This is a genomic window from Wolbachia endosymbiont (group B) of Schoenobius gigantella, from assembly GCF_964031005.1.
Lineage (GTDB): Bacteria > Pseudomonadota > Alphaproteobacteria > Rickettsiales > Anaplasmataceae > Wolbachia > Wolbachia pipientis.
In genome coordinates this window covers 377,418-398,219 of sequence record NZ_OZ035002.1, presented here as the reverse complement: position 1 = coordinate 398,219, position 20,802 = coordinate 377,418, and the positions used below count along the sequence as shown (strand labels likewise).

Annotated in this window: 15 protein-coding genes and 1 tRNA gene; 9 read left to right on the top strand and 7 right to left on the bottom strand. The window is 34.4% G+C overall.

The annotated features are described in order from the left end of the window. Nucleotides 1–281: 281 nt before the first annotated feature. The 5 genes from ubiA to ACQH2O_RS01935 form a co-directional block, all read right to left on the bottom strand. Entirely contained in the window at nt 282–1,139 is an 858-nt protein-coding gene (ubiA, locus tag ACQH2O_RS01955; protein WP_425385247.1) for a 4-hydroxybenzoate octaprenyltransferase, read from the bottom strand. A 3-nt stretch (nt 1,140–1,142) separates the two neighbouring features. Continuing rightward, complete coding sequence (locus ACQH2O_RS01950) at nt 1,143–1,541, bottom strand: ribosome-binding factor A (RefSeq protein ID WP_006279769.1); 399 nt, start codon at nt 1,539–1,541, stop codon at nt 1,143–1,145. Nucleotides 1,542–1,550: 9 nt separating this feature from the next. Then, complete coding sequence (gene infB / locus ACQH2O_RS01945) at nt 1,551–3,875, bottom strand: translation initiation factor IF-2 (protein ID WP_070357031.1); 2,325 nt, start codon at nt 3,873–3,875, stop codon at nt 1,551–1,553. Nucleotides 3,876–3,884: 9 nt separating this feature from the next. Continuing rightward, nucleotides 3,885–5,447, bottom strand: coding sequence for a transcription termination factor NusA (nusA, locus tag ACQH2O_RS01940; RefSeq protein WP_070357032.1), 1,563 nt, complete (start codon nt 5,445–5,447; stop codon nt 3,885–3,887). An 88-nt stretch (nt 5,448–5,535) separates the two neighbouring features. Then, complete coding sequence (locus ACQH2O_RS01935; RefSeq protein ID WP_208571588.1) at nt 5,536–8,610, bottom strand: efflux RND transporter permease subunit; 3,075 nt, start codon at nt 8,608–8,610, stop codon at nt 5,536–5,538. A 175-nt stretch (nt 8,611–8,785) separates the two neighbouring features. Between ACQH2O_RS01935 and ACQH2O_RS01930 the strand changes: the two genes are divergently transcribed. After that, entirely contained in the window at nt 8,786–9,508 is a 723-nt protein-coding gene (locus ACQH2O_RS01930; RefSeq protein WP_138264854.1) for a hypothetical protein, read from the top strand. Nucleotides 9,509–9,511: 3 nt separating this feature from the next. Here ACQH2O_RS01930 and ACQH2O_RS01925 read toward each other — a convergent pair whose 3' ends face one another. Then, nucleotides 9,512–10,249 (bottom strand): glutamine synthetase, encoded by a 738-nt coding sequence (locus tag ACQH2O_RS01925; protein WP_010963182.1) that lies wholly within the window; start codon nt 10,247–10,249, stop codon nt 9,512–9,514. A gap of 326 nt (nt 10,250–10,575) precedes the next feature. On the opposite strand from ACQH2O_RS01925, the gene dnaA reads away from it, so the two are divergent. Further along, on the top strand, nt 10,576–11,958 hold the full coding sequence (gene dnaA, locus ACQH2O_RS01920; protein WP_010962298.1) for a chromosomal replication initiator protein DnaA: 1,383 nt from the start codon (nt 10,576–10,578) through the stop codon (nt 11,956–11,958). 27 nt (nt 11,959–11,985) lie between these two features. Here dnaA and ACQH2O_RS01915 read toward each other — a convergent pair whose 3' ends face one another. Further along, the gene (locus ACQH2O_RS01915; RefSeq protein ID WP_022626184.1) at nt 11,986–13,260 is read right to left on the bottom strand and encodes a metallophosphoesterase; all 1,275 of its coding nucleotides are present in this window, start codon (nt 13,258–13,260) and stop codon (nt 11,986–11,988) included. A 190-nt stretch (nt 13,261–13,450) separates the two neighbouring features. Here ACQH2O_RS01915 and ACQH2O_RS01910 point away from each other — a divergent pair. The 7 genes from ACQH2O_RS01910 (at nt 13,451) to ACQH2O_RS01880 (ending at nt 20,695) form a co-directional block, all read left to right on the top strand. Continuing rightward, a tRNA-Leu gene (locus ACQH2O_RS01910) sits at nt 13,451–13,538 on the top strand. A gap of 29 nt (nt 13,539–13,567) precedes the next feature. After that, entirely contained in the window at nt 13,568–14,650 is a 1,083-nt protein-coding gene (locus tag ACQH2O_RS01905) for a GTP cyclohydrolase II (protein WP_010082649.1), read from the top strand. 72 nt (nt 14,651–14,722) lie between these two features. After that, entirely contained in the window at nt 14,723–15,403 is a 681-nt protein-coding gene (locus tag ACQH2O_RS01900) for a virB8 family protein (RefSeq protein ID WP_425385246.1), read from the top strand. Continuing rightward, nucleotides 15,390–16,190: a P-type conjugative transfer protein VirB9 gene (gene virB9, locus ACQH2O_RS01895; protein WP_174515708.1), complete on the top strand. Its 801-nt coding sequence runs from the start codon at nt 15,390–15,392 to the stop codon at nt 16,188–16,190. Before ACQH2O_RS01900 ends, virB9 begins: the two co-directional genes overlap by 14 nt. A gap of 16 nt (nt 16,191–16,206) precedes the next feature. Continuing rightward, nucleotides 16,207–17,667 (top strand): TrbI/VirB10 family protein, encoded by a 1,461-nt coding sequence (locus ACQH2O_RS01890; protein WP_010962301.1) that lies wholly within the window; start codon nt 16,207–16,209, stop codon nt 17,665–17,667. A gap of 1 nt (nt 17,668) precedes the next feature. Beyond that, nucleotides 17,669–18,661: a P-type DNA transfer ATPase VirB11 gene (virB11, locus tag ACQH2O_RS01885; RefSeq protein ID WP_010962302.1), complete on the top strand. Its 993-nt coding sequence runs from the start codon at nt 17,669–17,671 to the stop codon at nt 18,659–18,661. A gap of 30 nt (nt 18,662–18,691) precedes the next feature. Beyond that, complete coding sequence (locus ACQH2O_RS01880) at nt 18,692–20,695, top strand: type IV secretory system conjugative DNA transfer family protein (RefSeq protein WP_095742602.1); 2,004 nt, start codon at nt 18,692–18,694, stop codon at nt 20,693–20,695. Nucleotides 20,696–20,802 lie beyond the last annotated feature (107 nt).

Here is a 20,802-nt window from a genome sequence, read left to right as displayed (position 1 = left end):
TTGATGTCTTGTAACGCTTTATAAGCGCGTTCAGCTTATTTAGATAAAAATCTAGATGTAGATGAAGTTTTGTAAAGACATACAGTATCTATATACTGCAAAAAATTGAACATAAGACGCCGATACATTAAGTAATCCTTACCTTTTAATCTGCAGATTGGCGAAAGCAAATACAATAGCTTCAGTTTCATGATAAGAGGGCTGGCGGAGTTTGTCAAGCAATTTTCGTTTCTGCGAGTACCTGAGTTTATTGACTTCATTAGAGCCAAAACTCTTGAGACCTAGGTGATAATTCTATTTAAAAGGATGCCAAAAAAGAGAAGCAACCCTACGTAGGAATTATTTTTAAATATGGACATGCATTGACTGGGATCGTCAGGATTGAAATTTTTGTATTGGCGGTGAAATATGAACCCTACAGCAAGTAGAGCAATATAAAAAATGTTATTTAATGATGATAAGATACCAGCATATAGCCACGTCATAAGAGATATTAAATAAAATCTTTTCAACCAAGATTTTGTTGTATCACCAAAATATAATGCGGTAGATTTCATCCCGAGTTTTTCATCATCTTTTTTATCTTGATGGGCGTATATGGTGTCATAGCTAAGTGTCCAAAAGACGCATCCTATATAAAACAGCAAGGATTCTATACTGATCTGGTTTGTTATTGCTGCTGAGCCCATGAGCGATCCCATATTGAAGGTAAACCCTAAGAACAATTGTGGCCACCAAACATACCGCTTTAATAAAGGGTAAGTAGCTATCATACACATTGAGATTATTCCAAGTATGAGTGTAGTTTTATTAGTTAATAATAAGATTACCAGGGCAATAGACAGTAACAGTGAAAGTAAAGCTAAAGCCTGCTTTATGTTTAATGCACCACTTGCAAGTGGCCTATATTTTGTTCGTTCAACGTGCGCATCTATTTTTCTATCGAAGATATCATTGATTATGCACCCTGCGGGTCTCATTAAAAATGCACCTATAGTAAACAAAACAAGGAGAAAAAGAACCTGATACGATAGAGAAGTTGAGGCTAAAAGAATACCGCTCAAACTGGGAAATAGCACAAGCCACAAACCTGTTAAACTGTGCAACCTCATTAATGAAAAGTAATGGTTGAAATACATTAATTAAGTGTGATTATGTAATATTTTGCTTACATTAACAAAATTATCGAACGCTAAATCAGGCTTGAAAACTAACTCAGGTATAAATCGCAAATCAACATAACACAATATAGATTTACGTATTGACCATGCAGACTGGTTCATTTCATTAACAACAGTGTTAATATCACAATTATTCTCAGAAGGATCTCCAGTGCGTCTTTTTTCTGGATCTAAGTAGTCAGCTACTTGAATATTCAATGAAGATAACACAATATATACATCTGCTTTTTTCAAATCTTTACTTAATTTTACGTCAGATACCGCTACATTTTTATTGAACACCTTACCTTCCATTAGAACTCTTGATATTGCTCTATGCAATACCGATGCTATCTTTAGGTTTCTAATTTCCTTTTTCATATCCAGCTACTATAACACCCTTTCTTCTTGCACTAATTGATAAGCTTCCAAAATATCTCCAACTTTAATATCGACATTACCCTCTAGTGATACTCCGCATTCAAAGTTTACACCTACTTCTTTAACATCATCTTTAAATCTACGTAGTGCTTTTAACTTTCCTTCATGCACCAATTTGCCACCACGCATTACCTTAATTAAAGAATCTTTTCTTATGACTCCATCACTTACGTAACATCCAATGATATTACCAGCTTTAGATACGTTAAATATTTGCCTCACAGATGCAAAGCCAACACGAACCTCTCGTGTAACAGGCTTTAACATTTTAGTTAAATACATTCTCATGTCGTCAATGAGCTCGTATATTATGTTATAAGTATGTATTTCTATACCTTTTTGTTTTGCCAAGTCCCTTATTTTTGAGTCCACTTTTACATTAAAAGCTAAAATTACTGCACTTGATGCTTCTGCAAGCAGCACATCTGAATCTGTTATCCCTCCTACTGCTTTGTGTAGGATATTTAATTTCACTTGGTCTTTACCGAGTTTATCAATTGAACTTGATATTGCTTCAATAGAACCAGTTACATCGCACTTTAAAACTACAGATAGTTCTTCTGTTTCGCTGTTATTACGACTGAATATATCTAAATTATTGTCGCCCAAATCTTCTTTCTTTTTCTTGATTAACTCTAGCCTGTATTCAACAATTTCACGCGCCTGCTTTTCAGAATTTACAACAACAAATTTATCTCCAGCATTTGGTACACCATTTAGACCAGTAATTTCAATTGGAGCGGAGGGTAGTGCTGCTTTTTCTCTTTGACCGAGGTGATTAACCATACTACGTACTTTGCTGTATGTTGTACCAACTACCAATATATCACCAACCTTTAACGTTCCTTCCTCAACTATCAATGTGGCTGATATTCCTTTCGCTTTATCTATTTTGGATTCTATTACCCATCCAAGTGCTCGACAATCTTCTATTGCTTCTAGCTTCATTAATTCAGCGATTAACAAAATCGCCTCTTCTAGTTTATCTAAATTAGTTTTCTTTTTTGCTGATACTGGCATAATCATAACATCACCACCAAGCCCTTCAGGGATGAGATCATATTGAGGCAAACTATTAATTATTTTTTCTACATCACCAGGCTCAGATTTATCAATTTTATTAATAGCAACTATAATGGAAACATTTGCTGCTTTTGCATGATTTATTGCTTCAACTGTTTGTTTCATGATTCCATCGTCAGCTGCAACTACTATTACAACTATATTAGTAATATTGGCACCACGTGCACGCATCGCAGTGAACGCTTCATGTCCTGGTGTATCAATAAAGGTAATTTTTTGCTTATCTTTTGTCGTTATTTGATAAGCACCTATGTGTTGAGTTATGCCACCTGACTCTCTTTCTGCAACATTAGATTCACGAAATGCATCGAGCAATGAGGTTTTACCATGATCGACGTGTCCCATAAAAGTGACGATTGGTGGTTTAGGTTTTTTAGGCAGGCTTTCTCTGCCTTCTATAAAAAATAAATCTTTTTCTCTGTTGGTATCGCTCACTCGTTTAGCCGTATGATTAAATTTTTCCACTATTTCACATGCTATATCTGGATCCACCAGATCATCTACTCTATAACTCTCACCGACTTCTTCTTTGAACATTTTTAGCACACTCTTGCTATCTTCTGCCATGCGAATAGATAACTCCCTGATAGTTATTTTGTCTGGTATAATAACTTCTCTTGATATATTTTTACCCTTAGTAAACTTTGACTTTCTACCTCTTATACCAAACCTTTGCTTAAATACAGGGGGTTGTTCAGTTTTTTCATCTATTGCCTGTGCAATTACCAGTTTAGAATGCTTAGAATATATATCTTTGTTGACTTTAAAAGACTTTTTATCGTTGTCCTCATGGTCAATACTATCTTCTTTTGGTTCAACTAAGTGGGTATTACTTAAAACTTGCTTATTTATTTCCTTAGATAAAGCGTCCGCTTCATTTTTCTCGTCAATCTCTTTATTGCTGTCTTCTTTTGCTGTTTTCTCTTTTTCTTCTCTCTGATTTCTTTCTTTCAGCAAAGCAGCATTCTGCACAGCATTAATGCGAAAAATTTGTTCTTTCTCTGTTAAAGAACATAATTTACTCTCGTCAAATAAATTATGTTCTTCTGCATCATGAGATTTTTTTCTTCTTTTTTTTACTACTGTAGCTCCAGTACTTGGGCTAGCTGAAGAGTTTAAATTGAGGTCTAATTTAAGCTTGCTTAAACCTTGGAGCGTTAATTTTTTATCACTGATATCTTCATTATTCATATTATTTTATTATATTAATCCAAGCTTTTTACGTGCTTCTATGATTATTGAATCTACTGTATCTTTTAGATCTTCTTTGCTATCGGATGAGGAAGAGAGTATGCTGCAAAACTCATAACTTGATAAATCTGCTATGTCCTCTAAAGTCTTAATATCATGCTTACTAAGAGCAATTTTATTGTCTATTGATAAAGTTAAATTGATTACATCATCCTCCATACCTAAACTTTTTAGCTCTTCTATTTTTCTATCATTTTCTGCTTTCAGGTACTTATTTGCTCTATTGTGAAGTTCGTTTGCAATATCTTCATTAAAGCCCTCTATTGAAGCAAGCTCTTTAATTGAAGCGCTAGATATGTCTTCTACACTTGAAAAACCTTCTGTTACCAATAGCTGACCCATAATCTCTTCTAAGTTTAAAGCTTCAGCAAATAAAGCTGAACATTGACTAAGTTCTTTACTTCGCCTTTCTGATTCTTGCTGAGTGCTTAATATCTCAATTTTCCATCCAACAAGCTCTGAAGCTAATCTTACATTCTGGCCCTTTTTTCCTATCGCTAAACTCAATTGATCTTCAGCAACTATTAACTCTATGCAATTTTCATTTTCATCAATAATAACCTTCGATACTTCTGCAGGAGTAATGGCTTTAATAACGAATTGACCCAAATCTGAGGAGTAATTTATAACGTCAATTTTTTCACCATTTAATTCGTGTATAATAGTTTTTATTCTATCTCCCTTAACTCCAACACAAGCACCTACTGGATCAATGTTCTTGTCGGGAGAGAAAACGGCAACCTTAGACCTTGAACCAGCATCTCTAGCTATACCTTTAATTGTCACTAATCCGTCAGCAATTTCTGGTATTTCTTGATTTAATAATGCCTCCAAAAAGCCTTCATGAGTCCTAGAAAGAATAATTTGACGTCCATCATCAGAGCGCTTAACAGTCTGTATGTAAGCTTTAACCTTATCACCTTCACGAAATGATTCACCACCAGTTAAATTTCGCAATGGAAGATATGCCCTAGTGCCATTTATGTCTATAATAAGATCTGAATATTCTACTTGTTTAACAATACCATACCTTATTTCTCCCACTTTATCTTTAAACTCCTCATATTGCTTTTTTGACTCTTCATCTTTAATTACTTGAGCAATCTTTTGCTGGGCAATTCTTGCTGAAGCAAGATCAGTGTTAAGAGAGAGCAATTCACTAACAGTATCTCCAACTTTTGCATCTCCTTTTATTAATTTAGCTTGTGTAAGCGTAATTGATTCACACTCAGTATTCTCTTTTTCATTTGATTCATCATCAATAACTTTTAGTTTTCTATATGAAGTAACTTTGCCTGTGTTTCTATCTATATCAACTACAATTTTACTTTTGCTACCATATTTTTGATGAGCCACTGCTTCTATAGCACTTTCTAGTGCCTTTATTACAACATCAAAATCTAAACCTTTTTGAAGTGAAAGCTCTCCTGCTGTTTTTATTACATCAAGGCTTCCAACTATGTTATTCTTGTTACTTTTCTGCTTAACACTGCTTTTACGATTAGCAATCATAATAAATAAATCCAATGTAATTAGTTATAATTATAGCTCCAACGGGCAAAGAACACTATCTTAAATGTTAAATGATTGCTAATTTAAGTCAAGTTTTTTCATGTTTTTGTATAACAAGCAACGCAGGAGTAAAGAATAAAGTTAAAACCGTTGCAGCCAATATTCCACTTGCTATGGTTGTTGAAATGTCAACCCACCACTGGCTTGATGGAGCATCATATGTGATTTGTAGCGTAAAAAAATTGATATTTAACCTGGTAATCATCGGTATTAAACCAAGAACTGTGGTTGCAACGGTAAGCAATATTGGCCTAACGCGAGAAATTGCAGCGTTTATTACACATCGCTTGATGTCATTTTTGTGTACCTTAATTTGATGATGAAAGGCATCAAGCAATAGTATGTTATTATTCACTATAATTCCTGCCAAAGCAATTATCCCCACTCCACACATAACAACTACGAAAACTTGTTGGATAAGAAAGAAAACAAAAAACACACATGTTGTGGATAAAAACACTGCTGTCATTACGATAAATGTATGGTATACATTATTAAACTGTGTCACTAATACCAATATCATTAGTGTAATCGCTAATATAAAAGCCTTTAACAAAAATGCTCCTGATTTTTGTTGATCTTCTTTGTCGCCTTTAAAATCAATTTTTACTCCCTTGTCCCAATCCTGGGCAATAGAATTCTGAATGAACTTTACTCTTTCATCAACAAGATAGCCAGTATCAACGTCAGCAGAGATTGTCACTGTGCGTAATCCATCAATCCTGTTTAGTTTGTTTACCTTTTTTTCGGGAGCATATTTTACTATGTTGCTCATAGGATACGGGCCATTAACTGTATTGATAAAAAGATTGTCTATAGTCTTCATATTGCGGTCCTTTCTGGGGAAACGGAGTACAATATCGATTTCTTCATCCGTGTTATTTGGTCTATATTTTCCAATCAATACTCCATTTGTAACCATCTTTATAAAATCGCCAATGGTTGCAACACTTACTTCAGAGCTTGTAGCCTTACTCTTATCAACACTCATATTCCACTCTATTTCAGGTGCTGATCTGCTATCTTGAATATTTATAAACCCGGATGAAGGTTGGTTCATAATTTCTAGAATTTTCTCTGCTGCTAAATTCAAACTGGATACACTCCCGCTGAGGTTAATTTGTATTGGCTTGTCAGCCGACGGTCCTGGCTTTTCCTCTTGAACATTAATTATTATTCCTTTCATGTCTTGCACACTGCTCCTTATATCATTTAGTATGTGCTTAGCTTTGCGCCTGAAGCGCCAATCCATAAGTTCTAGTTGTATTCTGGCGATAACGTTGTCTGAAAATGCTCCTGATCTAGCATAAGAAACATGAATTTCTTTTTCAATGCTCAAAATGCGTTCTTCCACTTCTTTGAGTATCAGATCTCGTTCTTTGGCTGATAAGCTTTCTTTTGCTTTAACACTGATTAAAATATTATCTGAATCCACTTTCGGAAAAAACTTTACTCCAGGACCAAAAGTAAAGTACAGCACACTAAATGAAAACAAAACGAATACAGTAGCACATACGAATTTTTTAGGATGATCCAAAACCTTCTCTAGCATGCGTACGTAAGCTCTTATTATAGGCCCAGCATTTTTTATTTCACCACTTTCTATAGCACTCATTTTTTTTATTTCTTTTTTTGAAGTTATCGAAGGCTTACCAAATATTGCACCAAGTGTTGGTATAAAAACCAAAGCCATAATGAGCGATCCAGTCAAAGTTAGGATTATTGTAATTGGTATGTACTGCATGAATTTACCAACAGTATCAGGCCAGAATAATAGAGGAAAAAACACTGCTAATTTAGTTAACGTTGATGATAGAACCGGATAAAACATATCACGAACTGAAGTGTAAAAAGCTTCTACTTTGTCCATTCCGCAGATCATCTTTCTATCGGCATATTCGCTGATCACAATTGCATCATCAACCAGCATGCCAACAGCCATAATTAAACTGAAGAGCACAACGATATTTAAGGTTATACCCATAAAGTAAAGAGCTATTATCCCAATGAGAAAGGAACCGGGTATCGAGAGTGCCACAAGAATAGCAATCCTTGTTCCCATAGAAAGCATCATTATGATCAATATTAACAACACAGCAAATATTATGCCGTTTTCCAAGTCATCAAGCACATCGCGGACGTTTTTTGACTGGTCGTTTAAGTACACCACTTTTAAATTTTCAGGTAATTGATCTTTTGCCTTATCCATTAAGTATTTTACTTGATTTACTGTGTCTATTATGTTTTTTCCGTTACGTTTTGAAATTCCTAGCACGACACTAGGTAATCCATTAATGCGAGCAAATCCTTGGTGATCCTCAAACCTAGGGTATACTTTTGCTATATCTTTGATTCTCAAAACTGCATCGCCTTGAGATCTAATAGGAATATTCATAATATCTTCTATATCTTTTAATAACCCTGATATTTTAATCGAATATTTACCGGTATCATTTTCCAGTGACCCAGCTCCCACTAGTCTGTTATTGCTTGATATAGCTTGGAATATTTCGTTTGATTGAATGTTATATTTTGTTAGAACTGTGGGCTCAACTATCACTTCCACTGTTTCTTTACGCATACCTGCCACTTCAACTTTGAGAACATTTGGCAGAGATTCTATTTCTTTCTTTAGCTTGCGTGCTATTTCAGTTAAGGCTCTTTCTGGCAAATTACCAATTAAGCCGACATTGAGTATCGGAAATAAGCTCAAGTTTATTTCATTGATTATCGGAGATTCCGCTTCAACAGGTAACTTCGATTTTATGTTTGAAAGCTTTGAACGGACATTATCGAGCACTTCTTTATTATCATACTCTGTTCCAAATTCGAGTATCATGTGAGCACCATCATTAGTTGCAAAAGCTCTCAATTCTCTTACACCTTCGATGGATCTTAGTTCATTTTCTATAGGAAGCACTAATAGCTTTTCACTATCTTGAGCAGAAATCCCAGGAAGTCCAACAAACACGCTGATTATAGGAATCTGTATACCAGGATTGCTTTCCCTTGGCATTTTTACATAAACGTATGAACCGAAGATAAAAATTACTATAAGTAATAATACCACCGCCCTGTTTCGCTCTATGAGTAAGCTCTGCATGTTGAATGTTAGCTGAATATGTGCGTTTGTACAATATTATAGTCGAGGTACATTGCATATTAATTAATCCTTGTGTAGCTTTAAAACTTTACGCAAATAATTAAAATTTTTGCAAAATTGCAAGTATAAGAAAATTTCTGTATAATAATTCTAGAGCAGTATTTGAGAGGTTATTATGGTGGCAATTCTAAATATAACAAAAGGCAAAAATAAAGTTATTGTGTCTGGATTAGCTGGAGCTTTATCAGCTTTAATATTTTTAACAGCAATCCACATTGCCGCAAAGATAGCCATTATCGTTTCTGCTGCTGCAGTTACTTACTTATTACTTTCGCTGATTCATAAAATAAGAACTAAAAAAGAACAGCCTGCTGAAATTACTGGTGTTTCAGGAGATGAAGGTGAAGAAAAAGGTACCGTAAAAGAACCAAAAAGAACTGAAACTGAGCTAGCAGAAGAAATAATAAGGAAAAGAGCAGAAGAGCGCATGGAGAAAGGATCACTTGGTGGCCCTATAAATGCGTTTGGCGAACCAATTCTTGATGAATTTAAGAACACTGAAGGCAGTCATTCTGCTGATTATACAAAAACTATGGTAGTACCTGAGAAAATTATTCTTGACATGTCAGATGATAGAAATCCTGCACAAAATAACTCTAGCTCTATAAAGAATCAGATGAAATCTCTCCCTGAACACATGGATGTATCTGGTAATCCACTTCCTGAGCAGCCACCGAGCAACCTTACCAATATAGGGCTTGGATCATCTAAAAGTACGCAGAAACTATCTGCTGCAGACTTGCTATTACAGTATGGGAATGTAAATAATGATGTGAGGAAAGTGCTAGAATGGCCAATTACCTCAAAGGAGTTTAATGGGTTAGGGTTTAACAGGTAGTTGCTATATCAAACTCTCCATCTTATATTGAGGATCAGATGCAATGCCATACACTCTATTTGGCGGAGCAATTTTGTTCTCTATACCAAAAACTATACCTTCAATTATTGCTGTGAGTACTTTTTCAAGGTTACAATCTGTTCCAGGAACACGGTGCTCTAGGCGGCATCTTTTGGAATCGTTGCCAAAATAGGGAATTCTTATCGCAGCAGTTCTGTTATTTACTCCCCAACTAATCGTAGTTGGAGTGTGAATATCCGGATACTGAAATCTTAAATATGAATCATCATTTGGAGCAAAAAACAACATATGTTTTTTCATCATTGCACATAATCCACCAATACTATGAATCAGATAGTCACTGTACTTTTGCTCATTGATATAAAATAAGTTACCGTTATTTGAATTCACGAGATTAACATGCACATTTAATGCACTGCCTGCTCTATCCAAATAAGGCTTTGCTTTAAAAGAAACATTCCCACCTAGTTTTTGTGCTGTTTCAGTAAGTGATTGTTTTGCTAACTCAAAATGCTTAATTAAATTGTAGGAGTTCGTATAACAACCACTTTTTATCTCATACTGATGTGTAGAATTCTCCTTCTCGCAAGAAAATTCAAGAGATGCTATTTTATTTTTGATGCTATTCAGAAATAAGTATTCTTTTTCTATTCCTTCAATGTAAAACTCTAGTTCAATACCGAATACAGCATAACAACTCAAATTACTTAATATAATCATAAATTTGCTTCAGTAAATCTATATTAGGTTAGCTATATTTATATGAATACTTTACTTATTTGCCAGTAAATTTAACATCTTATTTATACATAATGTATTACTGTTTTTAATAGCATGCTTCTAATCCTCGATACAAGCGACATTTACAAATTTTTCATTTTTTTGAAATAAAAATGATCAATTTTAATGTTTTTATACCCTTTACAACCCATCAAAAAATCACCATAATTTTTAGTATGTATTAAGTAGTATTAGCTTTTCATTTTGCAGTAAGCTATTGATTATCTTATATTTTTCTAATTATTGCTTTTTTCTTGGTGTGGTATATGAACTTAACTAGCCCTAAGGTTTCTACTATGTTTTTTGATCAGATTATTACAGTAACGGATCACAATGTTACTTGGGAAAAAATCCAAAATTGTCTTTATAATCTTTATGGAGAAGCAACATATAATAGCTGGCTGAGTTCACTAAAATTTGTCAGTAGCAGAAATGGGGAAGTTCTTTTATCCGTGTCAACAAGGTTTATAAAAGAGTGGATTACAGTTCATTACATGAAAAAAATATTATCATTATGGCAAAGCGAAGATAAAAGTATACGTTCTATTGATATTCAAGTAATTGAGGAGAGGAATTCAAATTTTAATGTTATACTAAAAAACAGAGAGGAAAGTAATCATAATCTTGGTTCGCCGCTGGATCCAAGGTTCACCTTTGATAATTTTGTAGTGGGAAAGCCAAATGAATTAGCATTTACGGCGGCAAAGCGTGTGGCAGAATCTATAGATCCAATATTAGGCAGCAATCCTTTGTTTCTATATGGTGGAGTGGGACTTGGTAAAACACATCTAATGCATGCTATAGCTTGGCACATAGTCAATTCCCCATCAGCAAAAAGAAAAGTGGTGTATTTATCAGCAGAGAAATTTATGTACCAATATATTACAGCGCTGCGAAGCAAAGATATTATGTTATTTAAAGAGCAATTTAGATCAGTAGATGTATTGATGGTAGATGATGTGCAATTTATCAGTGGTAAAGATAGTACACAAGAAGAATTTTTTCACACTTTCAATGCATTGATAGACCAAAATAAACAATTGGTTATATCAGCTGATAGGTCTCCTAGTGATCTTGATGGAGTGGAAGAAAGAATAAAATCACGACTCGGTTGGGGGTTGGTGGCAGATATTAATGAAACAACTTTTGAATTAAGGCTTGGTATATTGCAGGCAAAAGTGGAGCAGATGAATATGTATGTTCCGAAAGATGTCCTAGAGTTTTTAGCAAGGAACATAAAATCTAATATAAGAGAATTAGAAGGAGCATTAAATAAGGTTACCCATACCTCATTAATTGGAAGAAGTATGACGGTAGAATCAGCTAGTGAAACCCTAATCGATCTTCTTAGGTCAAATCATAGGTCAGTCACAATAGAAGAAATACAAAAGAAAGTAGCTGAATTTTTCAATATAAAGGTTGCAGATATGCAATCCAATAGAAGGCTTCGCAGTCTTGCAAGGCCAAGACAAATAGCTATGTATTTTGCCAAAAAATTTACGCAAAAAAGCCTACCAGATATTGGGAGAAACTTTGGTGGCAGAGACCATGCTACTGTTATACATGCAGTAAAACAAGTAGAAAATTTTATAAAGACCGACTCAAAATTTGCTGATGAAATCAATCGATTAAAAAAAATGTTTAAGTAGCGTTTTTAAAATAGCTAATAACAAATCCTAAAATGAATCGACTATAGTTTTAATCCGTTTAAGTTTAAAATCTTCTGTTAGCTTCGCAGAATACATTTCCTTATTGTGTTGATTATAGAAGGTAAATTCGTGATCATCTAAATTTAGTATTGCAAAGCCAAAGCCAAAAAAGTTTCTAACCTCGTGTGCTAAGTAGTTTTTACCATTTGAATAGTCAAATTCTACATTTTGATAAACAGATTCTTGATCTTGAGCGTGTAATGATGCACCACCGTTTCCAACTATAATTTGGTCTGGAACATTATCCATTAATAAAATCTGGGCTATATGAATGTGGCCAGAAACTATGGTAGTAACATTGCTTGGAAATTTATCTCCAAAAGCTTCGATTTGTGTAAGATTACCATGGCTTTTTAATGTCAAAAATTCTTTTTTTGGAGATCTCCAAAGCGGTTTATGAGTTAAAAACCACATGGGCTTGTCAGAACTATTTTGTATCAATTTATCAAATTGCCTCTCAAAAGCATCAATTGTGCTTTGGGTTGTAAAAATATCCTCACCGGATGAAGAGTCGAAGATAAAAAATTTCATCGGTCCAGCATCTAAGGACCAACTAGAAACGAAGTTTCCACATTTTTCAGACGAAAAGGGGTATGAATCTAGATACCTGAACCATCCTTCATAAGCTCTATCACAACTCTCATGGTTTCCACGAACAAAAAGGAAAGGGGATTGTGATAAAATATCCTTTGCAGGCTCAAACCAATCAGCGTACCAAACTTCTTTATTATATCCATAAATATCGCCACACTTTTTTGTATTTCTACATTTTGTTTGTCTATAATGATAATCACCAACATGGATAATTAAATCTGGTTTATGAAGGGCGATTGAATCTAAATTTTTTTTTAAAGGCCAGCTATCTACCGAATTACATTCCTGCTGAAATAACATATTTATTCTACAGCCCGTGTCACCAATGAAAGCAATTTTATTAACCTTTTTTGGTAATATAGGAACCCGTAGATCCTCAATACTAATGTTTTTGGCACTTGTTTGTACTGTCAGTTCACAAACTGTTTCGTTATGACCACCATTGTTAATTGAGCTGCGATTCAGCATTTCTGTTTCCTCGCCATCAACATAAACAATGGGACACATGTCATTGTCCGTAATTGCGCGTATGCTTAGTTTATTTTCTGGGATAACTTGAGACCATGTGTATAATATTTGTGCATGGACGAAATGAAAGCTAGTTATAAGAGAGAGAGCTAAAAAAATAAAGATATTAGCTATATTCATTTGTATAAAAACCTAAGTTAAAAATTAGTAGTAAGGTTATCTTAAATGATTAAAATTTATAATCACAAAATTCATAATCAAATTATACAAACAATTTCTAAATTATTCTAGTATCAGATTGACACTCTAGATGAAAAATTCTAAAATGATTAAGTAATTTAAAATAATTATATAAAAACTAGAATATAGTGCGGCCGTGGTGGAATTGGTAGACACGCAGCGTTGAGGTCGCTGTGGCTCATAAGGCCTTGGAAGTTCAAGTCTTCTCGGCCGCACCAGTTTTTATCGCTGTTTAATATGGGTAAAAATGTTTATAGGAAATCAGAGTAGCAATAAGGTAGAAAGAGCTATCAGCGAAATCAGGCGCGGTCGGCCAATTGTAATATATGATGAAAGTAATTACCTATTGTTTGCTGCTGCTGAGGCTTTAGAAAGAGATTTATTTAATCAATACAAGCTTACATCAAGTAATGTATATGTTACTTTAACTTCAAGTAAGGTAAAATACATATCTCAGAATAAAGAACATAACAGCAAACGTCTGTTGGTGAATAATTTTGATGAACTGCTCTATTTAATAAACTGTTCAAAGGAAGATTGCATAAAAGAGTTGCAATGCTCAAAGACAATAGATGAATGTGCTATTGCCTTGCTTAAGTTCTCAGAATTATTGCCATACGCGTTAGTGGCTGATATGACTTTTGAGAATAACCATGAAATGCGAAATTGGTGCGAGAAAAATGACGTTATTGCACTGGACACGTCATTCATAAATAATTTTCAAGAAAATCAGGATGTATATGAAGTGTGCAAAACATCATTATTTTTAAAACAGACTCAAGAAGTAAATATCATATCTTATAGAACCGAAAGTGGTGGAAGAGAACATCATGCAATTATCATTGGCAATCCAGATAAAGATGACGAACCATTAGTGAGAATTCATTCTTCGTGCTATACGGGTGACTTGTTAGATAGCTTGTCATGCGATTGCAGAAGTCAGTTACATCAAGCAATTCAAATGATAGCTGACTCTGGAAGTGGTATTATATTGTATTTGATGCAAGATGGAAGAGGCATTGGTTTAACTAATAAGTTAAGAGCGTACAGTATGCAAAGAGGACATAATCTTGATACTGTTGATGCAAATAGAATATTGGGTTTTGAAGATGATGAAAGGAGTTTTGCTGTTGCAGCTAAAATGCTTAAGAAATTGAACATTAACAAAATCCAATTACTTACAAACAATGATAGGAAATTGTCAGAATTGGAAAGTAGTGGTATAGGAGTTACAAAGTGTCTACCACTTATTGTGGAACGTAATAAATATAACGATTCATATATGGAGACAAAGTTTGGTAAATTAGGCCATAGATTAAGAGTTTTTTAGCTTTTTTGCTGTAACTACTTTGTTAATTTGCTATGTTTATTAACATAAGTTAAGATTTTTAGGAATACTAAAATGCTAAGATTTTTTAAGCGAGAAAAAAATACTGAATCCTTAGATAAGGATATAAATTGGAATTCAAACCGCTACAGCACAGTTATTGCTCAAAGGAATATTCTACTTTTATTTGCATTAATATTATTAGCAACGATCTCTATCAGCATATTAGTCATATTTAAAATTAGCACAAGTAGCACTATTGAGCCATTTGTTATAGAAATTGACAAGAAATCAGGAATAGTGCAATTGGTTGATCCTGTCACAGTAAAACAGTATTCTGCAGATGAAGCGCTAAACGATTATTTTATTTCAGAGTATATAAAAGCAAGGGAGATTTTTGATCCATATCATTATAATTATAACTATTATACAAAGGTGAGGTTGTTTTCCTCACCTGATGTGTATAATGAATTTAGAAATTATGTAGGATCGCAGAATATGGATGATCTTTTTAATTTATATTCAGATACCAAAAGTGAATTTAAAATTCGCTCAATTCAAAAGTTGGGTAACGATGCTCTTCAGGTGAGATTTTTTGTGGAATTTACACGGAAAGATGGAAGTTCTACGAGAAAAAATAAGATAGTTATTATGTCATATAGATATGCATCGCTTGAAATGGATGATCAGCAAAGGTATATTAACCCATTAGGATTTCAAGTTATTTCATATAGAGTAGATGATGAATATGTATAGGATATTATTAGTTTTAGCTTTACTTGTAAGTGGCAATTTAAACGCATCCATTAATTATAATGAGCCTATTTCTATAGATAGTAGAATAAAGACTTTTGTGTATAGCCCTAATGAAGTATTTACGGTGGTTTTTAGTCAGGGTTACTATTCTTATATTGAATTTGCGGAAGGAGAAAAAGTTAAAAATATCGCTGTTGGTGATGCATCAAGTTGGAAAATTAATCCTTATGACAATAAATTGCTTATCATGCCATTTGAAGTTAGTAGTCGCACTAACATGATTATTACGACAACTAAAAAAAGAAATTACATTTTTGATTTAATCTCAAGGCCAAACTACGATAAATACCCGGATACTGATGCTAAGAAAGTAGATCACGATTATTCTGCTGAAAAGGATATATCTTACGTAGTACGTTTTTATTATCCTCAAGAAGAAGGTGAATTTGATGTTGATTTAGATGAGGTTTCTTTACCTACTCAAATGCAATATACTACAGACAAGCTAGAAAAAATAATACAAGAAAATGATACGAAGTACAATTATACATATATTGATGAAGGTGGTAATGCGGATATAGTTCCGATCGAGTTATTTGATGATGGTTATTTAACCTATTTAAAATTTAGAAATAATAATAAAATACCTCAGGTTTTTGTAGAAGGGGAGGATAAACCTTGTAAAAGGCTGTTATTTGATGATTATGTTATAATAAAAGGAGTACATAAAAAGCTATTTATGCGTTATGAAGATGGTGAAGTTGAAATTATAAATAGGTCACTTTAGCTGTGGTACATGCAATATGAATAAAGAAAGGCGTAACAATTCAGAAGATGAATCAGAAATAGAGAATAAGGTAGTAACAGTTGGCTCTAATCAAGGTCATAGGGCATTGATGGTCATTATTTTAGTGCTTCTGGCTGGTGGAGTGTATTATCTCTATTTTAGTCCTTCTCCTAAAGAGGGTTCAGAAGTTATTAAAAAAGAGGAAACAAAGCAAAACGTTCAAGAATTGAAAGGAAAGTTGGAACAAGTTCCAGATAATGTAATGGTTCCTGAAAGAATAATAACTGATCCCTTACCACCCTTACCTCCTCTTCCTACACCACTAATCATACCAGAAATAAAACAAATTAGAAAAGAAGAAGTGATGAAAAAAGAAGAAGAGAAACCAAAAGAAACTCCTGTGTCAAATATACCTATTTTGCCAAAGCAAAATTTTCCTTCTAGTAATGTTATGGGCAATTTACCTACCTCGTTTCCTACAATAGGGGGTGGCGGTTATCCTAGAGACAGACGTAGTGCACAGATGTTGACAATTTCAGGTGGTAGTGGAGAGAACAAGGCTGCTGATGCTATTTTATCCGACACTTCAGCACAATCGAGCAAAGCTACCAGAGTAGGAAAGCTTGGTTTAATGATTACTCAAGGTAAAATTATTGATGCTGTTCTTGAAACTGCAATAAACTCTGATCTGCAAGGAATGCTGCGTGCTATGGTGAGTAGAGATGTTTATGCAGAAACTGGTGATACAGTTTTAATACCTAAAGGCTCAAGATTGATAGGCAGTTATTCATTTGACTCGAATGTTGCTAAATCTCGTGTAAATATAAACTGGAATAGAGTGATTCTGCCACATGGAATAGATATTGCAATCTCATCACTTAGTACTGACGAGCTTGGTAGAGCAGGAATAGCAGGAATAGTTGATAACAAAATAGTAAGTGCGTTATTCTCTTCGGTGACACTTGCTGGTGTTTCGATTGGTTCTGCTGTTATAGGGCAAAAGGCTTCTAATCTTGTTGATACGCTAACTGTCAGAGATGCAGTAAAGTCTATCACTGCAACCGAAATAGATTTTTCTTCTCTCCAACTCATTATTGACCCAGAAAAGAAGATATCTAGTGACAAATGGAAATTAGGCCTTGGGGCTATCGGAAGAATTCGGAGTGCCAAAAGCAGACAAGATTTACTAAAAATAATGAAAGAGGAAATAGCAAAAGCACTAGGAATTGAAGAAGACGAGGTAAATATAAGCCTGGAAATTGTAAATCAACTGTTAGAACAAATTCAAAGAAAAAGCAAGTCTGTTTATGATGAAGCAATCGGGAAATCAATCGAGGATTTTTCTAAAGATATGCGGGATGTAGTGGGCAGATATACAGATAAAAAACCAACTATTTATGTTGATCAAGGCACTGCATTGAAAGTATTTGTTAACCAAGATATAGTATTTCCTCCACAGGCAATATTAAATCAATGAAATGAACTATGCTGCACTTGATACATATTTGGAGCCATTACAAGGCATATTTCAAGAAGAAGGCGTAAATGAAATATCAATAAATAAGCCAAAGGAAGTATGGATTGAAAATCGCGGTGAAATAAGGTGTGAAAAATTAGAAGTATTCGATCTTAACCATTTGAAATCTCTTGGCAGACTGATTGCTCAAGCTACAGAACAAAAACTTAGCGAAGAAGCGCCGTTACTTTCGGCAACATTACCAAATGGTTATCGTATACAGATAGTATTTCCGCCAGCATGTGAACCTGATAAAGTAGTCATGTCGATTCGTAAGCCTTCTAGCATGCAGTTAGCACTCGATGATTACGAAAAAATGGGTGCTTTTTCTGAAACTGTTACAGAAGCAACTGATAATCCAGTTGACCGTCATTTGGATTTATTGTTAAGGCAAAAAAAAATAAAAGAGTTTTTAGAATACGCTGTAATAAGTAAGAAAAATATTATAATTAGTGGTGGAACTTCCACTGGTAAGACTACTTTTACTAATGCTACTTTGCGTGCTATTCCAGATGAGGAAAGAATTATTACTGTTGAGGATGCAAGGGAAATCGTTTTGAACGATCATCCCAATAAAGTCCATCTAATTGCCTCTAAAGGAGGGCAGGGCAGAGCAAAAGTAACCACTCAAGATTTGATAGAAGCGTGCTTACGTTTAAGGCCAGACAGAATAATAGTTGGTGAGCTCCGTGGAGCGGAAGCTTTTAGTTTTCTTAGGGCGATAAATACTGGTCACCCTGGATCAATATCAACCCTTCATGCGGATAGTCCAACAATGGCCCTTGAGCAAATAAAACTGATGGTTATGCAAGCAAACCTTGGCATTCCTCCAGACCAAATTATACCATACATTAGAAATGTGATTGATATTGTTATTCAGCTAAAAAGAACCGGTGGGGGCAAAAGAAGCATTTCTGAGATATTATTTACTAGATCTGCGAGCGAAAATGCTTAAATTTATACATAAGTTAAGGAAGAGTAGTTTATGAGTAATAGAAATCACCTACGTAATATTCTCATAGGAGGTGTAGTAGCTTTTAGCGTACTTGAGTTTTGCTTCTATCTATCTGGTATATTGTTTGTTCTGTTTGCTGATGGTCCGGATGCTGTGGATTTTAAGGCAATTAATCCTAGTTTGACGCCTTTCCCTCAAGCTCTTTGGCCAACGATTTTTGATCATATACAATATTGTTGGCATCATCCAGAGTTATATAGCCTTGAGCTCAAAATCACATTAATTATATCTTCTGCACTGCCTATCATTGTTTTAATGATTATCTTATGGAATTTAAGAGAAAGGATAATTGAGTGGCGACCATTTAAAAAGAAGGAATCACTTCATGGAGATTCGCAGTGGGCATCAGAGAAAGACATACGAAAAGCAGGATTAAGAAGCAAAAAGGGATTATTGCTTGGTAAAGATAAAAGAGGATACTTCATTTCTGATAGGTTTCAGCATGCATTGTTATTTGCACCTACAGGTTCTGGTAAGGGTGTTGGCTTTGTAATTCCTAATTTATTATTTTGGACTGACTCGGTAATTGTACACGACATAAAATTAGAAAACTATGAAATAACAAGTGGTTGGCGAGAACGACAAGGACAAAAAGTATACGTATGGAATCCAGCGCAGCCAGATGGAATAAGTCACTGTTACAATCCATTACAATGGATTAGTGAAAAACCTGGGCAGATGGTTGACGATGTGCAGAAAATAGCTAACCTAATCATGCCTGAACAAGACTTTTGGCAGAATGAAGCAAGAAGCTTATTTGTTGGAGTGGTATTATACTTACTTGCTGCACCAGAGAAAGTTAAATCTTTTGGTGAAGTTGTGCGTACGATGCGTAGTGATGACGTGGTTTATAATCTTGCTGTTGCTCTTGATACAATGGGTAAAATACTACACCCTGTAGCATATATGAATATTGCAGCTTTTTTACAAAAAGCTGATAAAGAAAGGTCAGGTGTTGTATCAACCATGAACTCATCACTTGAATTGTGGGTAAACCCATTGATTGATACTGCAACTGCGTCAAGTGATTTTAATATTCTAGATTTTAAAAAGAAGAAAATTACAGTTTATGTTGGTTTAACTCCTGACAACTTGACTAGGCTCAGGCCTTTAATGCAGGTTTTTTACCAACAGGCAACTGAGTTTTTATGTAGAAAATTGCCATCGGATGACGAGCCTTATGGCGTATTGTTTTTAATGGATGAGTTTCCTACACTTGGAAAAATGGAGCAATTTCAAACAGGTATTGCATATTTTCGTGGTTATCGAGTTAGGTTATTCTTAATTGTTCAAGATACTGAGCAGCTCAAAGGAATATACGAAGAAGCAGGGATGAACTCCTTTTTGTCAAACTCGACTTACAGAATAACTTTTGCAGCCAATAATATTGAAACAGCTAATTTAATATCGCAACTTATAGGAAACAAAACTGTACAACAAGAATCGTTGAATAAGCCTAAATTTTTAGATTTAAATCCTGCTTCAAGGTCATTACATATCTCTGAAATACAGAGAGCATTGCTATTGCCTCAAGAAGTTATTATGTTGCCACGTGACGATCAGATAATTTTAATAGAGTCGACTTACCCAATTAAATCAAAGAAAATTTTGTACTACAGTGATACCACCTTCACAAGAAGGCTGCTCAAACAAACTCGTGTGCCTACACAAGAACCATATGACCCAAACAAAGTTCTTTCTGCCGCTGCGAGCAAAGATAAGGTTAATAACGAGGGGAATAATGTTCTTGAGGGACCTAATTCAGTTGATTATCCTGCTGAAACTAAAACCGAAGATGCAGTATATGATGAATCAGATGAATTTGCAGACGAAGATATTGATGATGAAGATATCGACGATAAGTTTGAAGATGATGACGAGGAAGATGAGGATAGGAGCGATGATGGGTTTGATGACGAAGAAGAGGAGGATGAATTTGAAGATGAGGATAAATTAAAAAATGACGAGAAGTAAGGTTAACTTTGCCTATTTTTAGCTCAGAAAAGTGCAAGTTATGCAAATAATTAGGTTTTTCATATTAAGCCATTTTTAATTAATTAGTATTAGATTAGCTATTTTAA